At 71.9% G+C, this 25781-nt stretch carries 22 protein-coding genes; 9 read left to right on the top strand and 13 right to left on the bottom strand.

The window, feature by feature from the left end; all coding sequences use genetic code 11:
* From OG595_RS17120 to OG595_RS17075, 10 genes are all read right to left on the bottom strand, one after another.
* Positions 1-2145, bottom strand: coding sequence for an AAA family ATPase (locus tag OG595_RS17120; RefSeq protein ID WP_329273012.1), 2145 nt, complete (start codon positions 2143-2145; stop codon positions 1-3).
* Positions 2142-3557, bottom strand: coding sequence for a hypothetical protein (locus tag OG595_RS17115; protein WP_329273011.1), 1416 nt, complete (start codon positions 3555-3557; stop codon positions 2142-2144). The genes OG595_RS17120 and OG595_RS17115 overlap by 4 nt, the downstream gene beginning before the upstream one ends.
* Entirely contained in the window at positions 3469-4332 is an 864-nt protein-coding gene (locus OG595_RS17110; RefSeq protein WP_329273010.1) for a 4Fe-4S single cluster domain-containing protein, read from the bottom strand. Before OG595_RS17110 ends, OG595_RS17115 begins: the two co-directional genes overlap by 89 nt.
* Positions 4329-5393: a protein kinase domain-containing protein gene (locus OG595_RS17105; RefSeq protein WP_329273009.1), complete on the bottom strand. Its 1065-nt coding sequence runs from the start codon at positions 5391-5393 to the stop codon at positions 4329-4331. Before OG595_RS17105 ends, OG595_RS17110 begins: the two co-directional genes overlap by 4 nt.
* A 5-nt stretch (positions 5394-5398) precedes the next feature.
* The gene (locus OG595_RS17100; protein WP_329273008.1) at positions 5399-6331 is read right to left on the bottom strand and encodes a protein phosphatase 2C domain-containing protein; all 933 of its coding nucleotides are present in this window, start codon (positions 6329-6331) and stop codon (positions 5399-5401) included.
* Positions 6331-7119, bottom strand: a complete 789-nt coding sequence (locus tag OG595_RS17095; RefSeq protein WP_329273007.1) for a vWA domain-containing protein — start codon at positions 7117-7119, stop codon at positions 6331-6333. The genes OG595_RS17100 and OG595_RS17095 overlap by 1 nt, the downstream gene beginning before the upstream one ends.
* Positions 7116-7352: a hypothetical protein gene (locus OG595_RS17090; protein WP_329273006.1), complete on the bottom strand. Its 237-nt coding sequence runs from the start codon at positions 7350-7352 to the stop codon at positions 7116-7118. The genes OG595_RS17095 and OG595_RS17090 overlap by 4 nt, the downstream gene beginning before the upstream one ends.
* A 112-nt stretch (positions 7353-7464) precedes the next feature.
* On the bottom strand, positions 7465-8829 hold the full coding sequence (locus tag OG595_RS17085) for an enolase C-terminal domain-like protein (RefSeq protein WP_329273004.1): 1365 nt from the start codon (positions 8827-8829) through the stop codon (positions 7465-7467).
* 101 nt (positions 8830-8930) lie between these two features.
* On the bottom strand, positions 8931-10628 hold the full coding sequence (locus OG595_RS17080) for an IclR family transcriptional regulator domain-containing protein (RefSeq protein WP_329273000.1): 1698 nt from the start codon (positions 10626-10628) through the stop codon (positions 8931-8933).
* Between the two features lie 85 nt (positions 10629-10713).
* Positions 10714-12015 (bottom strand): M6 family metalloprotease domain-containing protein, encoded by a 1302-nt coding sequence (locus tag OG595_RS17075; protein ID WP_329272997.1) that lies wholly within the window; start codon positions 12013-12015, stop codon positions 10714-10716.
* Between the two features lie 257 nt (positions 12016-12272).
* Between OG595_RS17075 and OG595_RS17070 the strand changes: the two genes are divergently transcribed.
* Positions 12273-12914, top strand: coding sequence for a TetR/AcrR family transcriptional regulator (locus OG595_RS17070; protein WP_329282961.1), 642 nt, complete (start codon positions 12273-12275; stop codon positions 12912-12914).
* Between the two features lie 146 nt (positions 12915-13060).
* Positions 13061-14593, top strand: coding sequence for an MFS transporter (locus OG595_RS17065; protein WP_329272995.1), 1533 nt, complete (start codon positions 13061-13063; stop codon positions 14591-14593).
* A 111-nt stretch (positions 14594-14704) separates the two neighbouring features.
* Here the strand turns inward: OG595_RS17065 and OG595_RS17060 are convergent, their stop codons facing one another.
* A complete protein-coding gene (locus OG595_RS17060) occupies positions 14705-15214 on the bottom strand; it encodes a MarR family winged helix-turn-helix transcriptional regulator (RefSeq protein WP_329272994.1) in 510 nt (169 codons plus the stop codon).
* A gap of 133 nt (positions 15215-15347) precedes the next feature.
* Here OG595_RS17060 and OG595_RS17055 point away from each other — a divergent pair, with 133 nt between their 5' ends.
* A complete protein-coding gene (locus OG595_RS17055) occupies positions 15348-16139 on the top strand; it encodes a dioxygenase family protein (protein WP_329272992.1) in 792 nt (263 codons plus the stop codon).
* An 81-nt stretch (positions 16140-16220) separates the two neighbouring features.
* Here OG595_RS17055 and OG595_RS17050 read toward each other — a convergent pair whose 3' ends face one another.
* Positions 16221-16739, bottom strand: coding sequence for a GNAT family N-acetyltransferase (locus OG595_RS17050; RefSeq protein ID WP_329272989.1), 519 nt, complete (start codon positions 16737-16739; stop codon positions 16221-16223).
* Positions 16740-16927: 188 nt separating this feature from the next.
* Here OG595_RS17050 and OG595_RS17045 point away from each other — a divergent pair, with 188 nt between their 5' ends.
* Both OG595_RS17045 and OG595_RS17040 read left to right on the top strand, forming a co-directional pair.
* Positions 16928-17929, top strand: a complete 1002-nt coding sequence (locus OG595_RS17045) for a sigma-70 family RNA polymerase sigma factor (RefSeq protein WP_329272987.1) — start codon at positions 16928-16930, stop codon at positions 17927-17929.
* Positions 17930-18391: 462 nt separating this feature from the next.
* Positions 18392-18973 (top strand): TetR/AcrR family transcriptional regulator, encoded by a 582-nt coding sequence (locus tag OG595_RS17040; RefSeq protein WP_329282958.1) that lies wholly within the window; start codon positions 18392-18394, stop codon positions 18971-18973.
* A gap of 25 nt (positions 18974-18998) precedes the next feature.
* On the opposite strand, the gene OG595_RS17035 is transcribed toward OG595_RS17040, so the two are convergent.
* Positions 18999-19964 carry a helix-turn-helix transcriptional regulator gene (locus tag OG595_RS17035; protein ID WP_329272985.1) on the bottom strand — a complete coding sequence of 322 codons (966 nt, stop codon included), beginning with the start codon at positions 19962-19964 and terminating at the stop codon, positions 18999-19001.
* 62 nt (positions 19965-20026) lie between these two features.
* Here OG595_RS17035 and OG595_RS17030 point away from each other — a divergent pair, with 62 nt between their 5' ends.
* The 4 genes from OG595_RS17030 (at position 20027) to OG595_RS17015 (ending at position 25754) form a co-directional block, all read left to right on the top strand.
* Positions 20027-21547, top strand: a complete 1521-nt coding sequence (locus tag OG595_RS17030; protein ID WP_329272983.1) for an MFS transporter — start codon at positions 20027-20029, stop codon at positions 21545-21547.
* 253 nt (positions 21548-21800) lie between these two features.
* A complete protein-coding gene (locus OG595_RS17025) occupies positions 21801-22565 on the top strand; it encodes a DeoR/GlpR family DNA-binding transcription regulator (RefSeq protein ID WP_329272981.1) in 765 nt (254 codons plus the stop codon).
* Positions 22562-23509 carry a 1-phosphofructokinase gene (gene pfkB, locus OG595_RS17020; RefSeq protein ID WP_329272978.1) on the top strand — a complete coding sequence of 316 codons (948 nt, stop codon included), beginning with the start codon at positions 22562-22564 and terminating at the stop codon, positions 23507-23509. Before OG595_RS17025 ends, pfkB begins: the two co-directional genes overlap by 4 nt.
* A 217-nt stretch (positions 23510-23726) precedes the next feature.
* A complete protein-coding gene (locus tag OG595_RS17015) occupies positions 23727-25754 on the top strand; it encodes a PTS fructose transporter subunit IIABC (protein ID WP_329272975.1) in 2028 nt (675 codons plus the stop codon).
* Positions 25755-25781 lie beyond the last annotated feature (27 nt).

Raw genomic sequence — 25781 nt, 5'->3', positions numbered from 1 at the left:
TCAGTGTGTCCTTTCCGGGGTGCCGTCGGCGGCCGGCGGCAGCACTCGTCCGACGAGGGGCGCGGCGCCGCCGCCCAGGACCCCGGCGGAGCCCGGGACACCGTCACCCGCCGCCGACACCCGCACCTCTCCCGCTCCGTCGATGCCGATCTCGATGCCGACCCCGATCCGGGAGCCGGGCGGCGGCGACTGGGACAGCAGGTGGGTGACGATCGCCGACCGCAGCAGTTCGAGCTCGTTGCGGATCTGGCGGCCCCCGTACGCCCGTTGTTCGGGGACGGCCATCCGCCGCTTGATCCACGCATGGACGCCGGGCCGGTCGAAGACCACCTCGATCTGGTTGCGTTCCTGCGCGGACGCCGCGAGCTGGTCGAGCAGCCGGTCGGCGATACCGACGACGTGATGCGCCCGGAGCATGTCGAACACCACGACACCCGGTTTCAGCCGCCCGAAGATCTCCGGACGGCCGATGGCGCGGAACTTCTCCTCCACCGCCTCGAAGAAGTGCTGCCGCAGCCTGCTGTAGGGCAGCTCACCGTTCTCCGCCGCGAGCAGTCCGGACATGCCGTCCGTGCCGGTGTTGGAGGTGAAGATGATCAGCGACTGCGAGAAGTAGGCGGTCTGCCCCCGTCCGTCGGTCAGCCGCCCGTCCTCCAGGATCTGAAGGAACTTGTCGAGCACCGCCGGGTGCGCCTTCTCGATCTCGTCGAACAGCAGCACGCTGAAGGGCCGTTCCTGGACCCGTCTGGTCAGCTCGCCGCCCTGGTCGTATCCCACGAATCCCGGCGGCGCTCCGGCCAGCCGCTCGGCGGCGTGCTCCTGCTGGTACTCGCTCATGTCGAAGCGGGCGTAGGCGGTCGGATCACCGAAGATCAGCTTCGCCACGGCCTTCGCCAGCTCCGTCTTGCCCACTCCCGTCGGGCCGACGAAGAAGAACGACCCGCGGGGCCTGGCCGCCCCCGACTCCCCGAAGTCCAGCCCGACGAAGGCTGCCTGGAGCGCCGCCGCCACCGCGTCGACCGCCACGTGCTGCCCGATCACCGACGACCTGAGGGTGTCCGCGGCCTGCGCCATCACCGTGCCGTCGAGCTGGGACCACGGATCGACGCTGACGTTGAGCCGGTGTGCCTGCATCAGCCGGTCCGGTCGGTGGATCTCCACGCGGCGCAGCTGCGAGGTCCTCGCCAGCGCGGCCAGTTCCCAGCCCGCCATGCCGTCCGTCGCTCCGACGAGCGCCTCGATGTCGTGCCGGGTGGCGGACTCGTGCCCACGGAAGTCCGTCCGCAGCAGCGACAGCCACAGCCTGCGTTCCGCCTGGTCCGGAGGGCCGATCCGGAGACTGGCCACCCTCGGGTCCTCCTGCCAGAACCAGCCGGGCAGCCGGGACAGGTCGCCCACCGCGACCAGCACCGCGTTCCTGGCCCGGCGCCCGGGGGCAGCCGAGTCGGGCACCACGGCGTCCGCCATGGCGGCGCGCAGCCGCAGGTATCCCTGGGCCGATGCCGGATCGGCCACGGGCAGCGCGTGGTCGACGTCCTCGAAGACGAAGGCGGTGGCGGCCCCCGAGTGGGCGGCCAGACGGCGCACCTGGGCGGTCGCGTCCTCCAGCGAGACCAGCCGACGCGGACCGCGAGGCCGCAACAGCCCGGCCGCCGCGGACCGGCGGGCGGTGGACCGGCGGGTGCCGCCCGGGGACGAACCGTCGTCCTCGGTGTCCGCCGCCGGGCCCGGCCGGTCCACTCCGGCGTACGCCGAGGAGCCACCGGGGGGTTCCGGCGTCCCCGTAGCGCCCACGGCGGGGTCGGGCGCGGCCGGTGGCGGCGTCCCGCCGGGGGCGGGCAGGCCGGCGACCAGCGCGTCGAACCGCTCCTGGTGACCGGGCACCGGGAAGGTGAGCCCGTCCACCGGGTCCCACCAGCCCACCACCTCCGCGCCACGCCCCATCAGCACATTGACGAAGAGTTCACGGAACGGAACGGGCGTGCCGTCGAACCACCATCGGTCGCGGATCTGGCCGCTGACCACGACCTGGCGTCCGCGTTCCATCTCCCAGCCGAGCGACACGGCCCACAACGGCATCAGCGCGTGGGCCGGGGCGGGTCCGCCGGAGGTGGTGCCGTCCTCCCCGCCGACGGCGCCCTTCACTGCCGACGCTCCCTGCGGGCGGCCCGGAAGACGCGCCCGCGGTCGCCAGGCGGCTTGCCCTCCCACCGGAGTTCACCCGGTACGAAGCCGTCGTCGGCCATGGTCTCGTGCACCTGCTCCAGCAGGTCCTCCGTGCTGTCGCAGACGGTCTCGGCACCGGCCGGCTCGGCGGACACGTCGGCCTCGCCGTCGACGTGGTACGCCAGTACGGGAGCCCCGTCGGCCGCGCTGGCGACGGTGGCGGAGTACAGGGCGCCGTTGGACCGTTCGAAGCGCAGCAGCAGGCCCCGGTCCTGGTCGTCGCCGCCGGTGAAGGCGAATCCCGCTTCGGACATGGCGTGCTGCAGCGCCCGGGCGAGGTGCGTGCGCCGTTCGTACGCCAGCAGGAGTTCGTCCAGCGCGGCCTCGGCGCGCGGAAGCAGCTGCTCCAGTCCGGCGACCGCGGTGAGCGCCGCGGTCGCCCGCCCGGTGCCCAGGGCGTCGGTCACCTCGGCCAGCGCGGATCGCAACTCGTCCGCGAGGGCGGTTTCGGCGAAGTCGACCGCGTCCCGGATCGCGTCGCGCACGGCGGCGTCGATGGTGTCGAGCCGGTCCGCGGCCTCCTCCAGTGACTCACGGCGGAGCCGTTCCTCCTCGGCGGCGAGCCGGGACGCCTCCGCACGCAGCGCCTCCCGCTCGGTCTCCCGCTCCGCTTCCTCGGCCGCTTCCCTCCTGCGGGCCTCCGCCGCCTCCCCGACGGCGGCTGCGTGCTGGGCGAGCCGGTGCTCGACGGTGCCCAGCAGGGCCTCGAACCTGGCCGTGTGCCCCGCTTCGAGCGCCGTGCGCAGTTCACCGATGAGGCCGCGGCAACCGTGATGCCCCTCGGGATCGTCCGCGAGCGCCTGCGGGCCCAGGTCCGCCAGCCGGAGCCCGAGCGCCTCCAGCGCCTGCCGGGGGGTGTCCCGGCCGCTGCCGGCCGTCGGCCCCGGCCGCGCCGAGGACCGCAGGCGCACCGCACGGCCGCGCAGCCGCTCGATCTCCTCGTCCACGGTGTCGCCCGCGCCGTGCCGCAGCCGTTCGCGCAACTGCGCCGTCTCCGCGGCGATCCGGTCCACGGCGTCACCCGGCGCGCCGCTCGCCGCGAGGGTTCTCACCATTTCGTCGAGCTCCGTCAGCCTTTGCCCGGCCGCCCGCGCGTGTTCCGTCCGTACGCCGACGAGCCGCTGCTCGTCCTGGGCCCTGCGGGTCTCGGCCAGCTCGGCCGTCCGGCGTCTGCGGGCCTCCGCCCGTACCGCGTCGCGGCGCCGTCGCTCAGCCGCCCGTTCCGCTTCGCGGCGCCGTCGCTCAGCCGCCTGCCGGGCCCGGTGCCGGGCTTCCTCCTGTTGTCGGGCCGCACTGATCGTCACGGTGCTGTACTTCGGTGATCCGCTCATCCGTCCCCCGGATTTCCGCCCGCGTGTGAGTGGCGGCTGCCGTCTCCCGGGCGTCCACCACGTATCCCGCTGCGGCCAGTTGCTCCTCCAGCAAGGTGCGAAAGCCGGGAACGGCAGGAACCCCGGCCCACGAGAACCGGCCGTCGTCGCCCACGGACACCTCGATGCCCGCCCCCGTGTCTATGAGCGACGTCACATGATGGTAGCGCTCCGTGAGTACGACAACACGCTGATTGGATGAACCTCGCCAAAGGAGATCCCCGTGCCGGGCGGCCACATAGGGGCCGTCGACGAGGAGGTCGAGCCGGTCCAGCAGGGCGCGCTGGCCCGGCGTACCGCGCCGCAGTGCCTCGTGCCGGAAGCCCGAGTACGCCATCGCCGAGAACCCGGGCCGCCGTTCGCGAACCGCGTCCAGCAGGTCCGCGAGCGGCTGGGCCTGGCTGAAGGGCTCGCCGCCGGAGAGGGTGACGCCCTCCACGTCGGTCAGGCCCGTCAGCCAGTCGGCCAGCTCCGCGACGGTACGGACCTCGCCGCCCGCGAACGGGAGCGTCTCCGGCGCGACACAGCCCCGGCAGCGCAGGGGGCAGCCCTGCACCCAGATCACCGCCCGCACGTTCGGCCCCAGCGTGGTGCAGCGGTCGAGGACGCGGTTGACCGTCAGTTCGCCCCGGCGGGCCGCCGGGGCCGGGCCGCGTGCGTCTCCCTCGTGCTCGTCGTCGTGTGTCGCCTGCGGGTGCCGGGCCGCCGGGGCGGGATCGGGGGTGGCATCGGTCATGGTCGGCGCACCTCGCTGTTTCCGGGCCGGGTGTCGGTCGCTGCCCAGGTGGTCCCGCCGCGCTCCTGCTGGTCGCACCAGGGGCACCAGGGCCGCTCCACTGTGTGCACGTGCGAATCGTCGCGGTCGCAGGCGGTCAGCCGACCGGGTCGCGACTCCGCGCGCAGCCCTCGTGCCCAGGCGGCGGCGTCCGGCCGGGTGGCCGGGTCACCGCGCCCGGAGCGGCCGAAGACCTGGACGAAGAGCGCGGTGAGCCCTCGTGGCAGCAGGTCCACGGGCGGCGCGGCCCTCGGCAGGACCACCGAGCCCCGGTCGGTGATCCGGCACCGGCCGTTGCGCACGTTGTCGTCGAGCGAGAAGTACGGGCTGCCGTCGGCCGGGCGGCCGTGGAAGGGGTGCAGCCCGCCCATCAGCAACTGGTGGACGAGGACGGCGAGGACGAAGCAGTCCGAGGCGCGGTCCGGCAGAGCGTCGGAGTCGATGCCCTCGGGGGCGGTGTAGCCGGGCGAGCGCATACGGCAGGGGAAGGTCCGCCGTCCGTCGGTGAACTGGAGGGAGTCGATGTCCGCGAGCCCGGTCCGGCCCTCGGCGTCGCTCCAGAGGTTGTCCGGTTTGAGATCGCCGATCACATAGCCCTCGGCGTGCAGGTCGGCGACGAGTTCCGCCAGCGAGGCGGCCGTGCGCAGGGCTGTGGCCCAGGTCGCCGACGGCAGGGACTCCCGGCGTGCGGTCGGCAGCAGGACGTGCTCGAAGGGCAGGAACGCCCGGCGCATGTCCCGCATCAGATACCCGGTGACGCCTCCGGACGTGCCGAGGGTCTCCAGCGGCCAGGCGAGCCGGCTCGGCGTTCCGCTCAGCAGCCGCACGGTCCGCGGCTCCCGCCCCTGCCGGACGAGGCTCTCCACGCGCAGCCGGTAGTTGTCGGCCTCGGCAGGCAGGGGCACGAGTTTCGCCACCAGTCCCGGCTGGCCGTCGACGGTGTACACCACGCCTTCCGAGCCGCTTCCCACGACATCGCCGAGCAGCCATTCGCGCCCCGAGGCGGATCTGGTGCGAATCATCGTGGTCACCCCCTCCCGGTCCGCGCGCGGCGCTCACCGCGCGCGGTGAGCGCGCACAGCAGCGTCAGATCGTCACCGCTGCGTCCGGCTTCGGGGCTGCACAGCAGGGCGCGCAGTGGTTCCGCGTCACCGCCGTTGTCCCGCAGGGCCGCCGCCAGTCCGACGAAGAACCGGCTGGAGGGCAACGGCCCGGCCGCGGGCGGCAGTCCGTGCACGTCCGGGTGGTCCAGCGTCAGCGGTACGCAGCCGTCGGTGGCCAGCACGACACCACTGAGGTCCGGATCCCACAGGGCGAAGGATCGCACGCGCATTCGGGCCCCGGGGGAGGAGAGGAAGAGGGGAGGCTGCCGTGCGTCGGGTGGCGGAAGCACCAGATGGCAGCGCTCGCGCATGCTGTCGCCGTCCAGGGTCAGGACGGTGCCGAAGCAGTCGCCGACGCACAGGAACGCGGCCCAGGGCGGTTTCACGACCGCCGCCGCCAGGGTCGCGGCGAACTCACCGGGGCCGGCACCGGCACCGGGTCCTGGTCCTGGTCCTGGTCCTGGGCCTGGGTAGCCGGCACCGCCGTCGAGCGGGACGCCGGCGCCGACGGGCTCCTCGCCGTACTCCGCCGCCGGGGGCAGGGCACGGGTCGCCCGCAGCCAGGTGTCCACGACCTCCTTCGCCCGGCCGCTGATCCACTCGGTCCACGCGGAGCCGCCCAGGTCGCCGCCCGGCAGGTCCCGGGCGAGCACCCGGCACGCGATGTCGACGGCCAGATGGGCTCCCAGGGCGCTGCGGTCGCGGCTGCCGGCTCCGTCGGCGACGGCCAGTACGACGCCGTCGCCGCCCTCGCAGCGGGCGGACTTCAGCGCGTCCTGGCAGCCGGTTCCCGCGGCGAGATGGTCGGTGCCCTGCACCACGGCCCCTGACACGAACAGCCCACGGTGGTCGTCCACTAGAGGTGCTTCTCCTCCAGGTCGCTCATGGCCTTCTGCAGCGCTGCCTGCCGGGCGACCTCGCGGTGCACCTCTCCGGCCGTGCCGATCGAGCTGACCCGGTCGGAGCTGCGCAGCAGGAACCGCAGGATCTCGGTGAAGTCGAGGCCTTCCAGCATGAACGTGGCGTCCGGCGCCAGCACTTCGAGGAGCCGGCGGTCGGCGCCCTGGACGCCGATCGTGAGGAAGACGCATCCGTCGGGGGGCGGGGCCGCCTCCGCCGTGCGCAACCGGTCGGCCAGCGGGGCCAGTTCGGCCGCGTCCAGCGGGCGGCCCCGTTCGTCGCTCGGCGCGCCGTCGGTCACCAGCCAGATCAGCGGCCGGAGCACGGACAGCCGGTGGGCCTCCAGCGCCCGGCGGCGTTCCACGACGATCCGCAGAGCGATGTCCAGCGCGGGCGCGAGGCAGGTGTAGCCCGCCGCGGTGAGCGGGGGCGGCGACAACCGGTCCACCGGTACGAACACCCGGTCGGGATCGGCCTGTTCGGCGCTGACGAGGGCGGAGGCCTCCGCGTCGTACACCCGGACCTGCGAACCGAAGGTGATCAGACAGATCTCCACCCGCGCCCGCAGCCGGGCCTGGGACCGGACGCTCTCGAACAGGGTGGTGAGCGCCGAGTTGACCTCGTCGATGCGTGGGCTGGACGCGGGGCGGGCCATGGAGCCCGAGGCGTCGAGGAGGATGACGACCGGCTGCCGCTCGTCGAGCCCGGACGCGAACTGGATGTCGTAGCCCATGCTCGTGCTCATGCGGTGTCCGGATTCCCGGCGCCCGGCGGGCCGTCGTCCGGCCCGGACTCCGTCATGACGAGGCGCTCTTGTCCGGTGTCGAATTCCAGCCGCACCCGCAGGCCGGGTGTCGCGTGCACGCCGGCCGGCAGGGCACGCAGCAGGAGACCGTCGACCAGAACGTAGGCGTCGGGTGCGGGCCAGGTGACCACGCGTCCCACCGAACCGTGGGCGCCCGACCATAACTCCGTCACGTGCTCAACCTTTCGCGGCACAGGCCGATCCGGTGGCCACCGAGTGTAGTTGCGCGGAGGCGGATTGTCGCAGGATTCCGCCGGCAGGGCCGCGGCCTGCTCCGGCCCGCCCCTACCGCACCAGGCAGGGCCGCTTCCCGTCGAACTCCCACCCCGGCACCAGGTACCGCATCCCGATCGCGTCGTCCCGCGCCCCCAGCGCCTTCTCCCGGTACAGCTCATGTGCCGCGAGCACCCGCTCCATGTCCACCCTGACCCCCAGCCCCGGGGCGTCCGGCACCGCGATCTCGCCTCCGACGATGTGTGGCGGATCGACCGTGAGGCGTTCCAGGCCCTCCTGCCAGATCCAGTGGGTGTCGAGGGCGTTGTACTCGCCCGGGGCCGCCGCGCCGCAGTGGGTGACCATGGCCAGGGAGATGTCGAAGTGGTTGTTGGAGTGGCAGCCCCAGGTCAGGCCCATCGCGTTGCACAGCTGGGCGACGCGTACCGAGCCCTGCATGGTCCAGAAGTGCGGGTCGGCCAGCGGGATGGAGACCGACTGGAGGGCCAGGGCGTGGGTCAGCTGCCGCCAGTCCGTGGCGATCATGTTGGTCGCCGTGGGCAGGCCGGTCGCCCGGCGGAACTCGGCGAGGATCTCGCGCCCCGAGTAGCCGTCCTCCGCGCCGCAGGGATCCTCGGCGTAGGCCAGCGTGCCGTTCAGGGGTGTGCACAGCTCGATCGCCTCGCGCAGCGACCACGCGCCGTTCGGGTCGAGGGTGATCCGTGCCTCCGGGAAGCGGTCCTTCAGCGCCCGTACGGCCTTGACCTCGTCCGTGCCCTCCAGGACCCCGCCCTTGAGCTTGAAGTCGCGGAAGCCGTACAGGGCGTGGGTGGCCTCGGCCTGGCGGACGATCGCCTCCGGGGTCAGGGCCTCCTCGTGCCGGACGCGGTACCAGTCGACGTCCGAGTCCGGCTCGCGGACGTAGTCCAGGTCGGTCCGGTCCGGGTCGCCGACGTAGAAGAGGTAGCCCAATACCCGTACGGAGTCCCGCTGTTGGCCGTCGCCGAGCAGGGCGGCGACCGGTACGTCCAGGTGCTGGCCGAGGAGGTCGAGGAGGGCCGACTCGACGGCCGTCACCGCGTGCACGGTGGTGCGCAGGTCGAAGGTCTGGGCGCCGCGTCCGCCCTGGTCGCGGTCGGCGAACCGGGCCCCGATCTCCGCCAGGACGCGCTTGTAGTCGCCCACCTTCGCCCCGACGACCAGGGACTCGGCGTCGCGCAGTGTCCGTGTGATCTTCTCGCCGCCGGGGACCTCGCCGAGTCCCGTACGGCCCTCGGAGTCGGTGAGGATCACGATGTTGCGCGTGAACCAGGGGCCGTGGGCGCCGGAGAGGTTCAGCTCCATGCTGTCCCGGCCGGCGACCGGGTAGACGGAGAAGGAGGTGACGGTCGGCCGACCCGTGCCGGTACCCGTACTCGTGTTCGTGTGCGTGCTCATGGTCACCGGAATCCTTGTGCGCGGACTGCGTATGTGGATGTTGTCCATGTATGTAGATGGAGACTAGGTGAGTGACCGCGCGGGGGCAATGGGAGCGGCGGCTACGTCAGCGGCACCCGGGTGAACCTGCCCGCCGTGCGCAGTTCCCCCTCGATCCGGGACGCCGTCCCGTACAGCTCCGGCAGCACCTCCGCCACGCACTGCTCCGCCGTACGCCGGGTCGTGTGCATCGCGACGTTCACCGCCGCGACGACCCGTCCCGTACGGTCCCGCACCGGCACGGCGATCGACCGCAGCCCTTCCTCCAGCTCCTCGCTGACCAGGGCGTAACCCTGCCGCCGTACCTCCGCCAGCACCTGTGCGAAGGCCGCCGGGTCCGTCACGGTGTGCGGGGTCAGCGGAGCCAGGTCCGGCACCCGCCGCTCCGGCTCCGGCAGTCCGGCAAGCAGCACCCGGCCCACCGAGGTCGGGTACGCCGGAAGCCGCGTGCCGACGGTGATGTTGGCGCTCACGATGCGCCGCGTCGCCACCCGCGCCGTGTACTGGATCTCCGCCCCCGAACCCGCACCCGCGTTCCCGGCCAGGACCGCCAGTGACGCCGACTCCTCGACGCGTCCCGCGAGTTCGGCCAGGTGGGGGGAGGCGATCTCGGGCAGGGAGGTGTGGGAGAGGGGCGGGAAGCCCAGGGACAGCACCCGGGGGGTGAGGGTGAAGGTGCGGCCGTGGGCCTCGACGTACCCCAGGTGCTCGTAGGTGATCAGGGCCCGGCGGGCGGTCGCCCGTGCCAGGCCCGTGGCCCGCGCGACCTCCGTCAGGGTCAGCTCGGCGCGGGACTCGCCGAAGGCCGTCAGGACGGTGAGGCCCCTGGCCAGGGACTCGACGAACTCCCGGCCCAGTTCCTGCTTCGAGGCCCCGGTCCAGGCCGCCAGGCCGGAGGGGGGCGCCGGCGTCCCGGCGGCCGGGCGCACCCGCAGTTCGGCCCGCAGCTCGGCCTCCATCGCGACCACCGTCGCCCGCAGCCGCGGCAGCAGGTCGTCGCGCAGGCCGGTCGCCGTACGGCGGCTCGTGTGGCTGACGACGCTCGCCACACAGGCCACCCGGCCCGTGCGGGGGTCCCGTACGGGTACGGAGACGGCGACCAGCCCCGGTTCGATCAGCTGGTCGTCCAGCGCCCAGCCGTCGACGCGGGCCCGCTCGGCGTAGGCCTCGAAGTCGGCGCCCGAGTCGTCGGTCCGCGGCGGTATCGCGGGGAAGCCGAGGTCGGCCGGGTCCGCCGTCCGGCGTTCGTGCCAGCGGTGCCAGTCGGCGGGCGTCCACTCGGTGGCGAACAGCGGGCCGGGGGCGGTGCGTTCGGCGGGGAGCAGGTCGCCGATGCGGAAGCTGAGGGACATCGCGCGGCGCCGGGTGGCCTGGTGGATGAACCGGATGCCGTCCCGGTCGCCGACCGCCAGCGACACCGACTCGTCCAGCTCGTCGGCGAGGGCGTCCGCGTGCGCGTCGAGCAGGGCGGGCAGCCGGAGGGCGGCCAGATAGGCGTTGCCGAGCTCCATCAGCCGAGGGGTGAGAACCGCGTCCCGGCCGTCGAGACGGACGTACCCCATCCGGGCGAGCGTCGCCGTGATCCGGTCCACCGTGGAACGGGCCAGCCCGGTCGCGCGCTCAAGACCGCTCAGGCTCAGCGTCCCGCCCGCCTCGGTCAGCTGCCGCAGCACGGCGATCCCGCGCATCAGCGGGGCGACGGCCTCGGCGGGTACGGGACCGTCCAGGACCGGCGGGACATTCGTGGCGGGGGCAACCATGGGCACACCGTAATGCCCGCACGGAACAGCCGGCCGTACGCCCGCCGGCGCGGGCGGGCTCCCCGCGCACCCCCCCCCGGCCGGGTCACCGCCGGGTGATCGTCACCCGGTAGTTCCCGTCGAGGTCCGCGCTCGTCACGGTGATCTGGATGCCCCGCCTCGGGTCCTTGAAGGTCTCGCCGGGTGCGAAGGGCGCGTCGGAGAGCTCGGCGTGGACGTTCGGGCTGCGCGTGCAGCCGCCGCTGTTCCGCCGGGAGTCGTACACCGTGACCGGGCCGCGGCCGGTGTCGACGTTCGCGTCGACCCGGTAGACCAGCACGCCCGGCCGGCACACCGTCTCGTCGTTGCCCTCGCGCGTGCGCAGCTCAAGGGCGTACCCCGTACGGGAGTTGATGGGCACGAACACGAGTTTCGCGCCGCCGGGACGGGCCAGCGGGGTGAGCGTGTACTCCGTCGTCCCGGCCGTCACCGCGCAGCCCACCTGCGAGGGGTCCAGCCAGCCGAGCTTCCACTTGTGCCAGCCGAGGAGGTCGTTGTTGGCCCCCCAGTCCTCGCTCATGATGTCCCAGTGGCCGACCGCGCCCCCGCCGTGCTGCGTGTAGAGGTCGGGCAGCCCGAACACATGGCCGTTCTCGTGCGGGAGGACGCGGTAGCCCGTGGTGTCGTACGAACCGGAGCCGTCGTCCTGCCGGGAGTAGACGAAGGACGCGTTGGCGACGGGCACCCCGTCCGCGACCGGCGCATCCCGGTTCCCGGCGAAGGTGACGGACAGGACGGTGTCCAGGGCGGAGGGGCCCGCGTTCGGGGTGACCAGCACGTTCAGCAGGTCGTACGAGCGGAAGTCGACCACCGGGTCGGCGGCGGCCACGATGTCGTGGACGAGCCTGCGGTAGCCGGGGTCGAAGGGGGCGCCGCGTTCTATGCCGTACGAGCGGAACGTCCGGGGCATCCGCAGCCAGTCGGCGACGGGAGCCTCGGGGCGGTAGTCGAGGCGGCCGTACGAACTGGTGGTGAACCAGTCGCGGGTCTGCGGGAAGAACTCCGCGAGCCGGTCGAGGGCGCTGCCCTGGCCGGGGGCGTCGGAGAAGTCGACCATCAGGTTCAGGGCGCGGACGGTACCCGTGGAACGGGAGTAGCCGGCCGGGGTGGGCAGCCCCTCGGACATCTGGACGCCGAGGCCGCCCCGGATGGCGCAGGGGCCGAGCGGGGAGGTGCGGGCCAGCGGGACGGAGCCCGCCGCCGTCGTGGAACCCCTGGTGAGGTGCCCGGTGCCGGCGGAGGTGCTGACCGCGAGGGTCAGCGCGGCCACGGACACGAGGGCCGCCGCCCGGCGGGGGCGCAGGGGGCCCGGCGGGCGTATCCGACGACGGCTGGACGGCTGCTGCATGCACGGACCCCTCGCGCCACGGCAGCCGCCGGTCTCGGACTGCACCCTTTCGATCACCCTGTGTCGAGGTCGGCGCGGGCGCGCGCTGGAGGAGACCGATCGTGGGTTTCCCGCCGAAGGGCATGTGACCCAGGTCACATCGAATCTCTTCGGATCCGGGAAATAACCGGGGATCGATTCCCCGTTTAGCCATGTGTCCGAGCGAAACGGGGACTGCCTCCCCGGATCGCAACATCACGTTCATGAAGGAGTACGCCGTGCAGACCGCGATCCCCGTGCAGAAGGTGACCCGGCCCCGTGCCGATGCCCTGCGCAACCGGGAGCGGATCGTCACCGCCGCCCGCGAGATGTTCGTCGAGTTCGGCCCCGAGGTGCCGCTCGACGAGATCGCCCGCCGGGCCGGCGTCGGCAATGCCACGGTGTACCGCAACTTCCCGGACCGGGAGGCTCTCGTCCGGGAGGTCGTCTGCTCGGTCATGGACCGTACGTCCGAGGCGGCGGAGTTCGCGCTCGCCGAGACCGGCGACGCCTTCGAGGCGCTGTCGCGCTTCGTGCACGTCGCCGCCGACGAACGGATCAGCGCTCTCTGCCCGATGATGTCCAGCACCTTCGACCAGCACCACCCGGACCTGGAGGCAGCGCGGGAGCGGGTCGAACAGCTCACCGAGGAGATCATGGACCGTGCCAAGGCGGCCGGACAGCTCCGCACCGACGTGGGCGTGGGTGATGTGATGGTCGTCGTGTCCCAGCTCAGCCGTCCTCCGGCGGGTTCGGCGTGCATGAGCATCGACCGCTTCGTCCACCGTCACCTGCAGCTGTTCCTGGACGGGCTGCGGGCCCCGGCCCGCTCCGAACTGCCCGGCAAGGCCGCGACGATGGAGGATCTGCGCCAGTCCTGACCGATCAGTCCGGAGCACCACCCGAGTCACCACCGAGTCACCACTCGCAACAACTCGCGACACCCCCAGCTTCCAGTCGTCAGCGCCGACGAACTGATCCCTTTCACGTCCTTTTTCTCTTCCGAAGTCCCGAAGTGGGTATCTCCATGTCCGAAACAGCCCAGGCTGTCGCCGCCAAGGCGCCGACTCCCGACTCCAACCGCTGGAAGGCGCTCACCTTCATCGCGCTCGCCCAGCTGATGGTCGTGCTCGACGCGACCATCGTGAACATCGCACTGCCCTCCGCCCAGCAGGACCTGGGGATATCGGACGGCAACCGGCAGTGGGTCATCACGGCCTACGCCCTGGCCTTCGGCGGACTGCTGCTCTTCGGCGGCCGGATCGCCGACATCTGGGGCCGCAAGAACACCTTCGTCACCGGTCTGATCGGCTTCGCCGCCGCCTCCGCCCTCGGCGGTGCCGCGACGAACGAGGCGATGCTCCTCGGCTCCCGCGCCCTGCAGGGTGCCTTCGGCGCACTGCTCGCGCCCGCCGCGCTCTCCCTGCTCGCGGTGATGTTCACCGACGCCAAGGAGCGCGCCAAGGCGTTCGGCATCTACGGGGCGATCGCCGGTGGCGGCGGCGCCGTGGGCCTCATCCTCGGCGGCTTCCTCACCGAGTACCTGAACTGGCGCTGGACGTTCTTCGTGAACATCCCGTTCGCCGCCGTCGCCGCCCTCGGCGCGTACTTCGTCATCCGTGAGCCGTCCGGCAGCCGCAACCGCTCGCCGCTCGACATCCCGGGCGTCGTCCTGTCCACCCTCGGTCTGGTCTCCCTCGTCTACGGCTTCACACGCGCCGAGTCCGAGGGCTGGAGCGACTCCCTGACGATCGGCCTGTTCGTCGCCTCGGCGGTCCTCCTCGCGACCTTCGTGTTCGTCGAGTCCAGGGTCAAGGCCCCGCTGCTGCCCCTGCGCGTCATCACCGAGCGCAACCGCGGCGGTGTCTACCTCTCGCTCGGCCTCGCGATCATCGCGATGTTCGGCCTGTTCCTCTTCCTCACCTACTACCTGCAGATCGTGAAGGGCTACTCCCCGGTCAAGACCGGCTTCGCCTTCCTGCCGATGATCGCGGGCATGATCACGGGCTCCACGCAGATCGGTGCCCGGCTGATGACCCGCGTCCCGGCGCGGCTCCTGATGGGCCCGGGCTTCCTGCTCGCCGCCGTCGGCATGCTGCTGCTGACCCAGATGGAGATCGGCTCCTCGTACGCGGCCCTGCTCCTGCCGGCCATGCTCCTGCTCGGCCTCGGCATGGGTACGGCCTTCATGCCGGCCATGTCCCTGGCCACGCTGGGCGTCGAGCCGCGTGACTCCGGTGTCGCCTCCGCGATGGTCAACACCTCGCAGCAGGTGGGCGGCGCGATCGGTACGGCCCTGCTGAACACCATCGCCGCCTCCGCGACCACGTCGTACATCGCCGACCACATCGGCGGCGCCGCCTCCCGTTCCCAGCAGCAGCTGGTCCAGCTGGAGGGCATGGTCGAGGGTTACACCAGCGCCATCTGGTTCGCCGTCGGCATCCTGGTCGTCGCGGCGACCATCGCCTTCACCTTCATCAACGCCGGTGCCCCGGACATGAGTTCGGTCAGCGGTGAGGGTGCCGAGGAGGAGCTGAAGGTTCCGGTGGTCGCCCACTGACCCCGGCCTCCGCTCACCCGGGACCCCTCTTACCCCTTCGGGCCACTCCGTACGTCACGCGGGGTGGGGACGCCTCGTGACGTACGACTCCAGGATCTGCCCTGGTTCCGCTCAGCGGAGCCAGGGCAGATCCGCGCCCGCGTCCTTCGGCTGAAGGCCCTGGGCGACGATCTCCATGACGTCGTGGAGCGTCTTGCGCTGCTCGTCGCTGATCCGGTCGAACAACGCCTGCCGTACGGCGGTCACATGACCGGGCGCGGTGCGCCGGAGCACCTCCTGGCCCTGCTCGGTCAGGACGGCGAACTGGCCGCGCTTGTCCGAGGGGCAGTCCTCGCGGCGTACCCAGCCGTTCTTCTCCAGCCGGGCGATGGCGTGCGAGAGACGGGAGCGGGTGATCTTGGCCTTCATCGCCAGCTCGGTCATGCGCAGACGTCCGTCCGCCTGCTCGCCGAGACCGACCAGCAGGCCGTAGTAGACGTGCGGCATGCCGGCGTCACGCTGGAGCTGACGGTCGAGATGGTCCTCCAGAAGGGTGACGGCGTGCATGTAGGCGCGCCAGGTGCGCTGCTCCTCGTCGGTGAGCCAGCGGGGCTCCTCGTCAGATGTAGATGCCGTGTTCATGTACTCCACTCTACGTTCCCCGTCCTTGAATTTTAAACCAAAACGATGTATGTTCAGTATGCGAGAAGCTTGAGACTTCAAGATGCAGACTTGAAGCAGAAGAGGTAAAGGTCCACGGAAGGAAGCAGTCGTCATGTCCGCCGACATCCAGGAGCGCATGCCCGCGCTCTACATCAGTCACGGCGCGCCTCCACTGGCGGACGACCCGGTCTGGCCCGGCCAGCTCGCCGCCTGGTCGGCCGACCTGCCCCGCCCCAAGGCGATCCTCATGGTCTCCGCCCACTGGGAAGAGGCCCCGCTCGCCCTCGGCGCCATCGAAACGATCCCCCTCGTCTACGACTTCTGGGGCTTCCCCGAGCACTACTACCAGGTCGAGTACGCCGCCCCGGGCGCCCCCGAACTCGCCGAGTCCGTACGCAAGCTGCTGCGGGCCCCCGGCATGCCCGTCCAGGACATCCCGGACCGTGGTCTCGACCACGGCGCGTACGTCCCGTTGGTGGAGATGTTCCCCGAGGCGGACATCCCTGTCCTCCAGATCTCCATGCCGACCCTCGACCCGGTGAAACTGATGGACATCGGGCGCAGGCTCGCCCCACTGCGCGACGAGGGCGTGCTGATCGTCGGCTCCGGCTTCTTCACCCACAACCTGGCCGCGCTGCGGCACACGGGCTCCGGCGTGCCGACCTGGTCGAGCGAGTTCGACGACTGGGGCCGCAGGGCGCTGGAGAGGCGGGACGTGGACGGCCTGCTGGACTTCCTGAACAAGGCTCCCGCGGGCCGTTACGCCCACCCGCGCACCGAGCACTTCGCCCCGCTCTTCGTGACGATGGGCGCCGCCGACCTGGCCGGTGAGCTGGACTCCCAGAAGTCGGTCATCGACGGCTTCTGGATGGGGATGGCCAAGCGGTCGGTGCAGTTCGGCTGACCTCCGGGGGCCGGTGATCGGCCCCTTCGGGCAGGTGCCCGGTGGCCGGAAGGGTCACCCGAACGGGCACGGGAAGAGGCATCAGAGCTCCTTCTCGTACCAGGCCACATCCCAGTAACGGCCGAACTTGCGGCCCACCTCGCGGTACGTGCCCACGTACCGGAACCCGAAGCGTTCGTGCAGCCGCACGGACGCTTCGTTCGGTGGCACGACCCCCGCCAGGGCCCGATGCACGTCCTCGCCGGCCAGGACCTCGAAGAGCGCCTCGTAGAGCAGCGTGCCGATGCCGCGCCCGCCGGCGTCCGGGGCGAGATAGACGGTGACCTCCACGGTGGTGCCGTAGGCCGGCTTCGCGCGGAAGGGGCCGGATGTGGCATACCCCAGAATCCGCTGTGAGTCCATGTCCGCGGCAACCATCAGGCGGTGCGGGCCGTCTTCAGGGTAGGAGAGCAGCCAGGGGCGGCGCTCCTGAGGTGTGAAGGTTTTGATGTCGAAAGTGGTTGGTGTCTCCCGCACGTAGTGGTTGTAGAGATCGGTGAGGGCTTCGAGATCATCCTCGACACCCGGCCTGACCAGCACCTTTGTACGTTCCGACGACATCGCGCCTCCTCTGTGGCGGGACAGGGTACTGCAAGATCAGAAAAACAGGGGGACGGGTTGGGAATTCTGTCCTGATTCCAGTCGTTGTTTCCTTCAGAAGCTGGGCACGCGAGGAGTGTGCTGAGCGTTCAGTAATCAACAGAGATACCCAGGACCACCCGCTGGCCCTCCATCGCAAGGGAGCAAGCATGGCAACCCGTGCCGTCGCCCGTCGTACGTCGTCCGCCACCGGCGGGACCGTCGGCGGCGCACGCAGTGTTCGCGCCCATGGCGGCGAGATCGCCGACCGCGACCTGGTCGGCATGTACTTGGACGAGATAGCCCGCACCCCTCTCCTCGACGCCGCGAAGGAGGTCGAGCTGTCGCAGACCATCGAAGCCGGTGTGTTCGCACGCCAGATCCTCGACGGCGAGGCGGAGGCCGACGCCGACGCCACCACCCAGGAGCTGGAGGCGCTCGTCGCCGAGAGCGAGCGGGCCAAGGACGTCTTCATCCGCTCCAACCTCCGGCTGGTCGTCGCCGTGGCGCGCCGCTACCCCCGCAGCGGCCTGCCTCTCCTCGACCTGATCCAGGAGGGCAACGCCGGTCTGGTGCGCGCGGTCGAGAAGTTCGACTACCGCAAGGGCTTCAAGTTCTCGACGTACGCCACCTGGTGGATCCGGCAGGCCATCACCCGCTCCATAGCCGACCAGTCACGCACGATCCGCCTCCCCGTCCACCTGGTCGAGGAACTGGGCCGGATCCGTCGAGTGCAGCGCGAGTTCAACCGTAAGAACGGCCGGGACCCGGAGCCCGCGGAGATCGCCGCCGAACTGGACACGAACGCGGCCCGCGTGGTCGACGTCCTGGACTGGGCCCGCGACCCGGTCTCGCTGAACATGCCGGTGGACGACGAGGGCGAGACCCAGTTCGGCGACCTCCTGGAGGACACGTCGGCGGTGTCGCCGGAGCAGTCCGTGCTGACTCTCCTGCGCAGCGAGGAACTGGACGACCTGATCGGCCGCCTCGACCAGCGGACGGCCTCCATCATCAAGATGCGGTACGGCATCGTCGACGGCCGGGAGCGGACGCTGACGGAGGTCGGCAAGGAGCACGGGCTGACCCGTGAGCGGATCCGGCAGATAGAGAAGCACGCGCTGCTGGAACTGAAGAAGCTGGCACGGGACACCGGGTTCGACGCGGTGGCGTAGTTCCCGGCGCCCCGCAGGGGGCGCATTCGAGTGGCTCGTGCGCCGGGAGGCGTACGACTGTTGGTGGCCGCGTGCGCGGGGTGGCGGAAGGCCGCGCAAAGACAGCGGTGCAAGGCTGCTTCAAACCACCGGGTCCGGGGCACAAGACCTCAGGGCCCAGGACTTCGGGTCCGGGCGGTGACGCCTCGGGCCCCCCTGAGCCGAGTCCCGACGCAACCCCCCCCCAGCGTCGGGGCTCTCCCCGAGCCGGGCTTCGGCACCTACCCCCCCCAGGTGCCGGGGCCCGGCTCTCTTTTGCCTGGTGGATCGCCTGAGGTGCCCCACAGCTGATCTGAGGGCGGGGCACCCCGTACCTGAACCCCGGGGTGGCCCGCCGAATGGCAGATTCTGCCACAGCGGCATAACGTGGCGTCCGTGTCCCATCCCACTTCCCTCACCGAACGGCGAAAGCACGAGACCCGGATGGAGATCGCCCTCGTAGCGGGGCGGCTCTTCGTGACCCACGGCCCGCGGGCCACCCGCGCCGAGGACATCGCCCAGGCCGCAGGGGTCGCACCGCGCACCTTCTACCGCTACTTCGCCACCAAGGAAGAGGCCATCGGCCCCCTGTTCGGCGCCGGCACGGAGCGCTGGGCCCAGGCGGTACGCGAGGCCCCGGCCGCACTGTCCGTGCCGCAGGCCCTGGAACACGGGGCACGGCATGTGCTGACGCCCGGCGACGGGGTGTCGCAGGGCGCTCTGGACTGGGCCCGCACCCTGTTCCGGCTGGCGGAGGAGAGCCCCGGCCTGCTGCGGGTGTGGGCGGAGCGGTGCCTGATGTCGGAACGCGCGCTGGCCCAGGCGCTGGCCTCCCGGGGCGCGGGTCCGGCCGACTCGCCCGAGACGCGCTTCACCGCCGCCGTCGCCAGTGCCGCCGTACGCGTCGCCTTCGAGATCTGGTCGGCCGGGGACGCACCTGCCGACGGCCCGAGCGGCCCGGCGGAACTCGCGGTGCGCAACCTGGAGGCGCTCCGGGACTTTCCGTGGAACGGCGCGGACTCCTGAGTCACGAGTGCCCGTGGCCGGTCGGTCAGCTGCCCGCCGCCCGGGTCATACGGGCCCCCAACTCCCTCACCCGCTGGACGAGTTCGGCCGGTTCCTGGACCGTGAACTCGCAGTCGACGGACGCGAGCCGCACGGTCAGTGACTCCAGCGCGTCGCTGACCGACGAACGGATACGGCAGCTGTGCTCGTCGATGGGCTCGGGGACACCGAGCCAGGCCGGGACGCGGGCGGCGACATGGGCGGCCGGGGCGGCGAACGTCACCTCGAACGCGTAGGCCTCCTGCCGTACGTACATCGAGCGGCGCAGATACTCCGCCGCGTCGCCCGTCGGCAGCTCGCGCGGGGTGAAGCGGGCGCCCGTCGCGAAGGGGTCGCTGACCCGGTCGACGCGGAAGGTGCGCCAGTCGGCGCGGTCGAGGTCGTAGGCGACGAGATACCAGCGGCGGCCGGTCGAAACCAGCCGGTGGGGCTCGGTCAGGCGCTTGGTGGGGGTGCCGTCCTTGGCGCGGTAGGCGAACCGCAGCCGCTCCTGGCCGGCCACCGCCGAGGCCATCACGGTCAGTGTCTCGGGCGCGATGACCGCACCGTCTCCGCTGGTCAGCGGGGTGGTCGCGGCCTGGAGGGTGGAGACACGGCGGCGCAGCCGGGACGGCAGGACCTGCTCCAGCTTGGCCAGCGCCCGTACGGACGCCTCGTCCAGCCCCTCGACCGCGTGCCCGGCACCCGCCCGCAGCCCGACCGCGATGGCCACCGCCTCCTCGTCGTCGAGCACCAGCGGCGGCATGGCCTTGCCCGCGACCAGCCGGTATCCGCCGTCGGAACCCTTGGTCGCCTGCACGGGATAGCCGAGTTCACGCAGCCGGTCGATGTCCCGCCGCACCGTGCGCCGGGACACCCCGAGCCGGTCGGAGAGCTCGCCGCCCGGCCACTCGCGGGGCGTCTGGAGGAGCGAGAGGAGCTGAAGGAGCCGGGCCGGTGTGTCCGTCGTCATGAGTTCGAGGATGCCGCACCACTAGGACACGATCTGACCTAATGGGGTTCTAGCTTGAACGCATGACCTCCACCGAAACACCAACCGGTCTCCCTGTGGTGCCGGACCGGCGACGCTGGTTCGCCCTCGCCATCGTGATGACCGCGGCCTTCATGGACCTCGTCGACGTCACGATCGTCAACGTCGCGATCCCGTCCATCCAGCGCGAGGCCGGCGCCACCTTCAGCCAGATCCAGTGGATCACGGCCGGCTACGCGCTCGCCTTCGCCGCCGGTCTCGTCACCGGCGGGCGGCTCGGCGACATCCACGGCCGCAAGCGGCTGTTCCTCGTGGGCATGGGCGGCTTCACCCTCGCCTCCGCCCTGTGCGGCTTCGCCGCCAACCCGGAGATGCTGGTCGCCTCCCGCATCCTCCAGGGCGGCATGGCGGCGATGATGGTGCCGCAGGTCCTGTCGATCGTCCACGCGACCTTCCCGGCGCACGAGCGCGGCAAGGTGTTCGGGCTCTTCGGCGCGATCGTCGGCCTGGGCGCGGTGACCGGTCCGCTGCTGGGCGCGCTGCTGACGGAGTGGGACCTGTTCGGCCTCGGCTGGCGCCCGATCTTCCTGATCAACCTGCCGGTCGGCATCGCGGGACTGGTCCTGGGCCACCGCTTCATCACCGAGTCGAAGGCTCCCCGGGCGCTGAAGCTGGACCTCGTCGGCGTCGCCCTGGTGACCCTGGGCCTGCTGATGCTGCTCTACCCGCTGATCCGCGGGCGCGAGCTGGACTGGCCGCTGTGGGGACACCTGTCGATGGCGGGCTCGCTCGGTGTCTTCGGCGCGCTGGTGGCGTACGAGAAGCGCAAGACGCGGATCGACGGTTCGCCGCTGATAGAGCTGTCGCTGTTCAGGGTGAAGAGCTTCGCCGCGGGCATCGCCGTGCAGACCGTCTTCGGGGTCGGCCTGGGCATCTTCTTCCTGGTGTGGACGCTGTACATGCAGATGGGGCTCGGCTGGAGCGCCCTGCGGGCCGGTCTGACCGGTGTGCCCTTCTCGATCGCGGTGTCGGTGGCGGCCGGGATGTCCGTCCAGAAACTGGTCCCGCGCTTCGGCCGCAAGGTGCTCCAGGCGGGCGCCCTGGTGATGGGCCTCGGTGTGCTGGTCTACATCTGGGAGTCCGGCCGCTACGGCCTGGCCATCGCCTCCTGGCAGATGGCGCTCCCGCTGGTCGTCATGGGCGCCGGGATGGGCCTGATCGTCGCCCCGCTGACGGACGCCGTGCTGTCCGAGGTCCCGAAGGAGCACGCCGGATCGGCTTCCGGGCTGATCAACACCGTGCAGCAGATGGGCAACGCGCTCGGGCTCGGGCTGGTGTCGGTGGTGTTCTTCGGGACGATGGGGGACCGGTTGGCGCCCGACGAGGTGGGGCCGGCGTTCGTGGACGCCTTCCAGAACGCGCTGGGGTGGGTGGCCGGGCTGATGGGCGTGATCTTCCTGGCGATGTTCGCGCTGCCGGGACGGGCTCCCGTATCGGACGCGCAGGACGCCGCGGCCGAGGAGGGCGAGGAGGAGGGCGAGCGGGAGAAGGTCCTCGTCGGGTGAGTGAGGACGGCTGAGAGAGGACGGCTGAGCAAGGACGGCTCGGCGAGTGCGCTCGGCAAGGGCGGTGGAGCAGGGCCCGGCACCTCAGGTGCCGGGCCCTTTCCCCTGCGCGCAGCCGCTCGGATGGCCACCCCGCACCCCACAGAAGCCTGATTGTGTCCGAGTCACGCCCGAATCTGTTTACTTTGCGGAAATCCGGGCGTAGCCTCCGAGTGAAACCACAAGTTCGGGCATCGGTCGGAGGTAAACGGACATGTACGCACCGGAGCGGCAGCAGGAGATCCTGCGGCTCGCCCGTGACGGCGGGCGGGTGGACGTGCTGTCCCTCGCCGAGCAGTTCCAGGTCACCGCGGAGACCGTCCGGCGGGACCTGAAGGCTCTGGACCGCGCGGGCCTCCTGCGGCGTGTGCACGGTGGGGCCATACCGGCCGGCCGCCTCGACTTCGAGCCGGACCTCACCGAGCGCGAGTCGACCTACGCCGACGAGAAGGACCGCATCGCCAAGGCCGCCCTCGCCGAACTGCCCACCGAGGGCACCCTGATCCTCGACGCCGGCTCGACGGTCGCACGCCTCGCCGCCGCCATCCCGCTGGACGCGACGCTCACCGTCGTCACGCACAGCCTTCCGATCGCGGCCCGCCTCGCCGACCACCCCGGCATCCAGCTGCACCTCGTCGGCGGACGCGTCCGGCACCGTACCCGCGCCGCCGTGGACGCCTGGGCGCTGCGGGCGTACGGCGAGATCCGCGCCGACGTCCTGTTCGTGGCCGCCAACGGGTTCTCCGCCGAACGCGGGCTGACCACGCCCGACCTCGCCGAGGCCGCCGTGAAGCGGGCCGCCGTCGAGGCCGCCCGCCGAGTGGTGCTCCTCGCCGACTCGACGAAGCATGGCCAGGAGCACTTCGCCCGCTTCGGCGACCTGGGCGACGTGGACCTGCTGATCACCGACAGCGGGCTCAGCCCCGAGGACGCCACCGGCCTGGAGCGCGGCGGCGGCACGGAAGTGGTGCGCGCATGATTCTCACCGTCACCCCCAACCCGTCCCTCGACCGTACGTACGAGGTCCCGTCGCTCGACCGCGGCGAGGTCATCCGCGCCACCGGCGAACGCATGGACCCGGGCGGCAAGGGCGTCAACGTCTCGCGGGCCGTCGCCGCCGCCGGGCAGCGCACCGTGGCCGTGCTGCCGCTGGGCGGCGCTCCCGGAGCACTCGTCGCCGACCTCCTGCACGCCCAGGGCATCGAGGTCGCGCCGGTGCCGATCTCCGGTGCCACCCGCTCCAACATCGCGCTCGCCGAGTCCGACGGCGTCCTGACGAAGATCAACGCACCCGGTCCCGAACTCTCCGCCGCCGAACAGGAGTTGCTCCTGGAGACCGTGCGCCGGCAGTCGGCCGACGCCGACTGGATCGCCTGCTGCGGCAGCCTGCCGCGCGGCCTCGCCCCCTCCTGGTACGCCGACCTCGTCGCCCGCACGCACGCCGCGGGCGCCCGGATCGCCCTCGACACCTCCGGCCCGGCGCTCCTCGCCGCCCTGCGCGAGCGGCCCGACGTCGTCAAACCGAACGCCGAGGAGCTCGCCGAAGCGGTCGGCCGCCCCCTCGCCACGATCGGTGACGCCGTCAAGGCCGCCGAGGAACTGCGCGAACTGGGCGCGGGCGCCGTCCTCGCCAGCCTCGGCGCCGACGGGCAACTGCTCGTCAACGGCTCCGGCACCTGGTTCGGCAGCGCACGCGTCGACACCGTACGCAGCAACGTGGGCGCCGGTGACTCCTCGCTCGCCGGCTTCCTGATCGCCGGGGGCAGCGGGCCCGAGGCGCTCGCCTCGGCCGTCGCACACGGCGCCGCCGCCGTCCAGCTGCCCGGCAGCGTGATGCCGACGCCCGCCGACCTCGACCCGTCCGCCGTAACGGTGACGAGCGAGGTGCCCGTGGACCGCGTACTGAGGGAGCCGGTGTCATGACGACGATGACGACGGCAACGACGATGACGACGACGGCATCCCGCACCCGGTGCGTCCGTCCCCCTGAACCGGCCCTGACGCGGCGGGGTTCCCCTGGCCCCGCCGCAGCCACCCCCGAGAACCCCCACCCCCATCCCCACCGCAGTACCCGTACCACCCCCGTCCCCAGCCCCGCCCACCCCACGCACCGGGCGATACGCGTGCGAAGGAGCCCGCGATGAGCGAGATGATCACCGCGGACCTGGTCGATCTCGACCTGTCCGCCCAGACCAAGGACGCGGCTGCCCGTGCCCTCGCCGAGCGCATGGTGGCGAAGGGGCGGGTGACCGACCTCGACGGCTTCCTCGCCGACGTGGCCGCCCGCGAGGCGCAGATGCCGACCGGCCTCGACGGCGGCATCGGCATCCCGCACTGCCGAAGCGAACACGTGACCGAGCCGACGCTCGCCTTCGGGCGCAGCGCCGCCGGGATCGACTTCGGCGCGGCGGACGGACCCGCCGACCTGATCTTCCTGATCGCGGCCCCGGCCGGCGCCGACGACGCCCACCTGACGATCCTCTCGTCACTGGCCCGGCAGCTGATGAACGACGAGTTCACCGCGGCCCTGCGGTCGGTGGGCGACGCGGCCGGCGCCGCCGCGCTGATCCGCGGCGACGAGAGCCCGGCCGCGGGCACCGACGACTCCGCGTCGGCTTCGGCGGCGGCCTCCGCCGAAGCCGACGCGGGTACCAGCACCGACGAGCGACCGTTCCGTATCGTCGCCGTCACCTCCTGCCCGACCGGTATCGCGCACACGTACATGGCGGCCGAGTCGCTGGAGAACGCGGGCCGGGAGGCGGGCGTCGAGCTCGTCGTCGAGCCCCAGGGCTCCGCCGGGTTCACCCGGCTCGACCCGGCCGTCATCGCCGCCGCCGACGGCGTGATCTTCGCCCACGACGTGCCCGTACGGGAGAAGGAACGCTTCGCCGGGAAGCCGACCGTCGACGTCGGTGTCAAGGCCGGCATCAACAAGCCCGCCCAGCTCATCGCCGACGTACGCGGCAAGGCCGAGCGCGGCGAGGTCACCGCCGGTGCCCAGGGCGGCGGCACGCCCGTCGAACGGGCCGGCGAGTCCGGCGACAACTACGGCACCAAGCTGCGCAAGTGGCTGATGACCGGCGTGAGTTACATGGTCCCGTTCGTCGCCGCGGGCGGTCTGCTGCTCGCCCTCGGCTTCGCGATCGGCGGCTGGGAGATCAACAAGGCGCCCTCGGTCATGGAGCACTTCTCCTGGACCCAGGTCGACAGCTGGGGCGCGCTGCTGTTCCAGATCGGCGGGGTCGCCTTCGGCTTCCTGATCCCGGTCCTGGCCGGCTACATCGCCTACGGCATGGCGGACCGGCCTGGTCTCGTCCCCGGCTTCGTCGGCGGCATGATCGCCTCGAACATCGCTGCGGGCTTCCTCGGCGGTCTGGTCGCCGGTCTGCTGGCCGGTGGCATCGTCCTGGCGATCCAGAAGATCAGGATTCCCCCGGTGTTGCGCGGCATCATGCCGGTCGTGGTGATCCCGCTGATCTCCTCGCTGATCGTCGGCTTCCTGATGTTCGTCGTGGTCGGCAAGCCCATCGCCGAGGCCCAGAAGGGCATGACGGACTGGCTCTCCGGCCTCTCCGGCACCAACGCCGTCCTGCTGGGCGTCCTGCTCGGCCTGATGATGTGCTTCGACCTCGGCGGCCCCGTCAACAAGGTCGCCTACGCCTTCGCCACCGCCGGCATCGCCGTCCAGGACCCGAGCGACTCCGCGATGAAGGTCATGGCCGCCGTGATGGCCGCGGGCATGGTCCCGCCGCTGGGCATGGCGCTGGCCACCGTCCTCCGCAAGAAGCTCTTCACCCCGGCCGAGCGCGAGAACGGCAAGGCCGCCTGGGTACTGGGCGCGTCCTTCATCTCCGAGGGCGCGATCCCCTTCGCGGCGGCGGACCCGCTGCGCGTCATCCCGGCCTCGATGGCGGGCGGCGCGGTCACCGGCGCCCTGTCGATGGCCTTCGGCGCCACGCTGCGCGCCCCGCACGGCGGCATCTTCGTGGTCCCGCTGATCGGCAGCCCGTTCCTCTACCTGATCGCCATCGCGGCCGGCACCTGCGTCACCACGGCCCTGGTGATCGTCCTCAAGAGCATGCGCAAGCAGGCACCGGCGGCCGCGGCCGCCGAGTCGCCGGAGGGCGCCGCGCGGTCGGCCGAGAAGAAGGAGCCGGTGGCGGCGTAAGGCCTCCCCGGAGCGGAAGAGTTTCCC

It is taken from the genome of Streptomyces sp. NBC_01451 (assembly GCF_036227485.1).
Lineage (GTDB): Bacteria > Actinomycetota > Actinomycetes > Streptomycetales > Streptomycetaceae > Streptomyces.
This window is presented reverse-complemented; position numbering and strand designations above follow the sequence as displayed.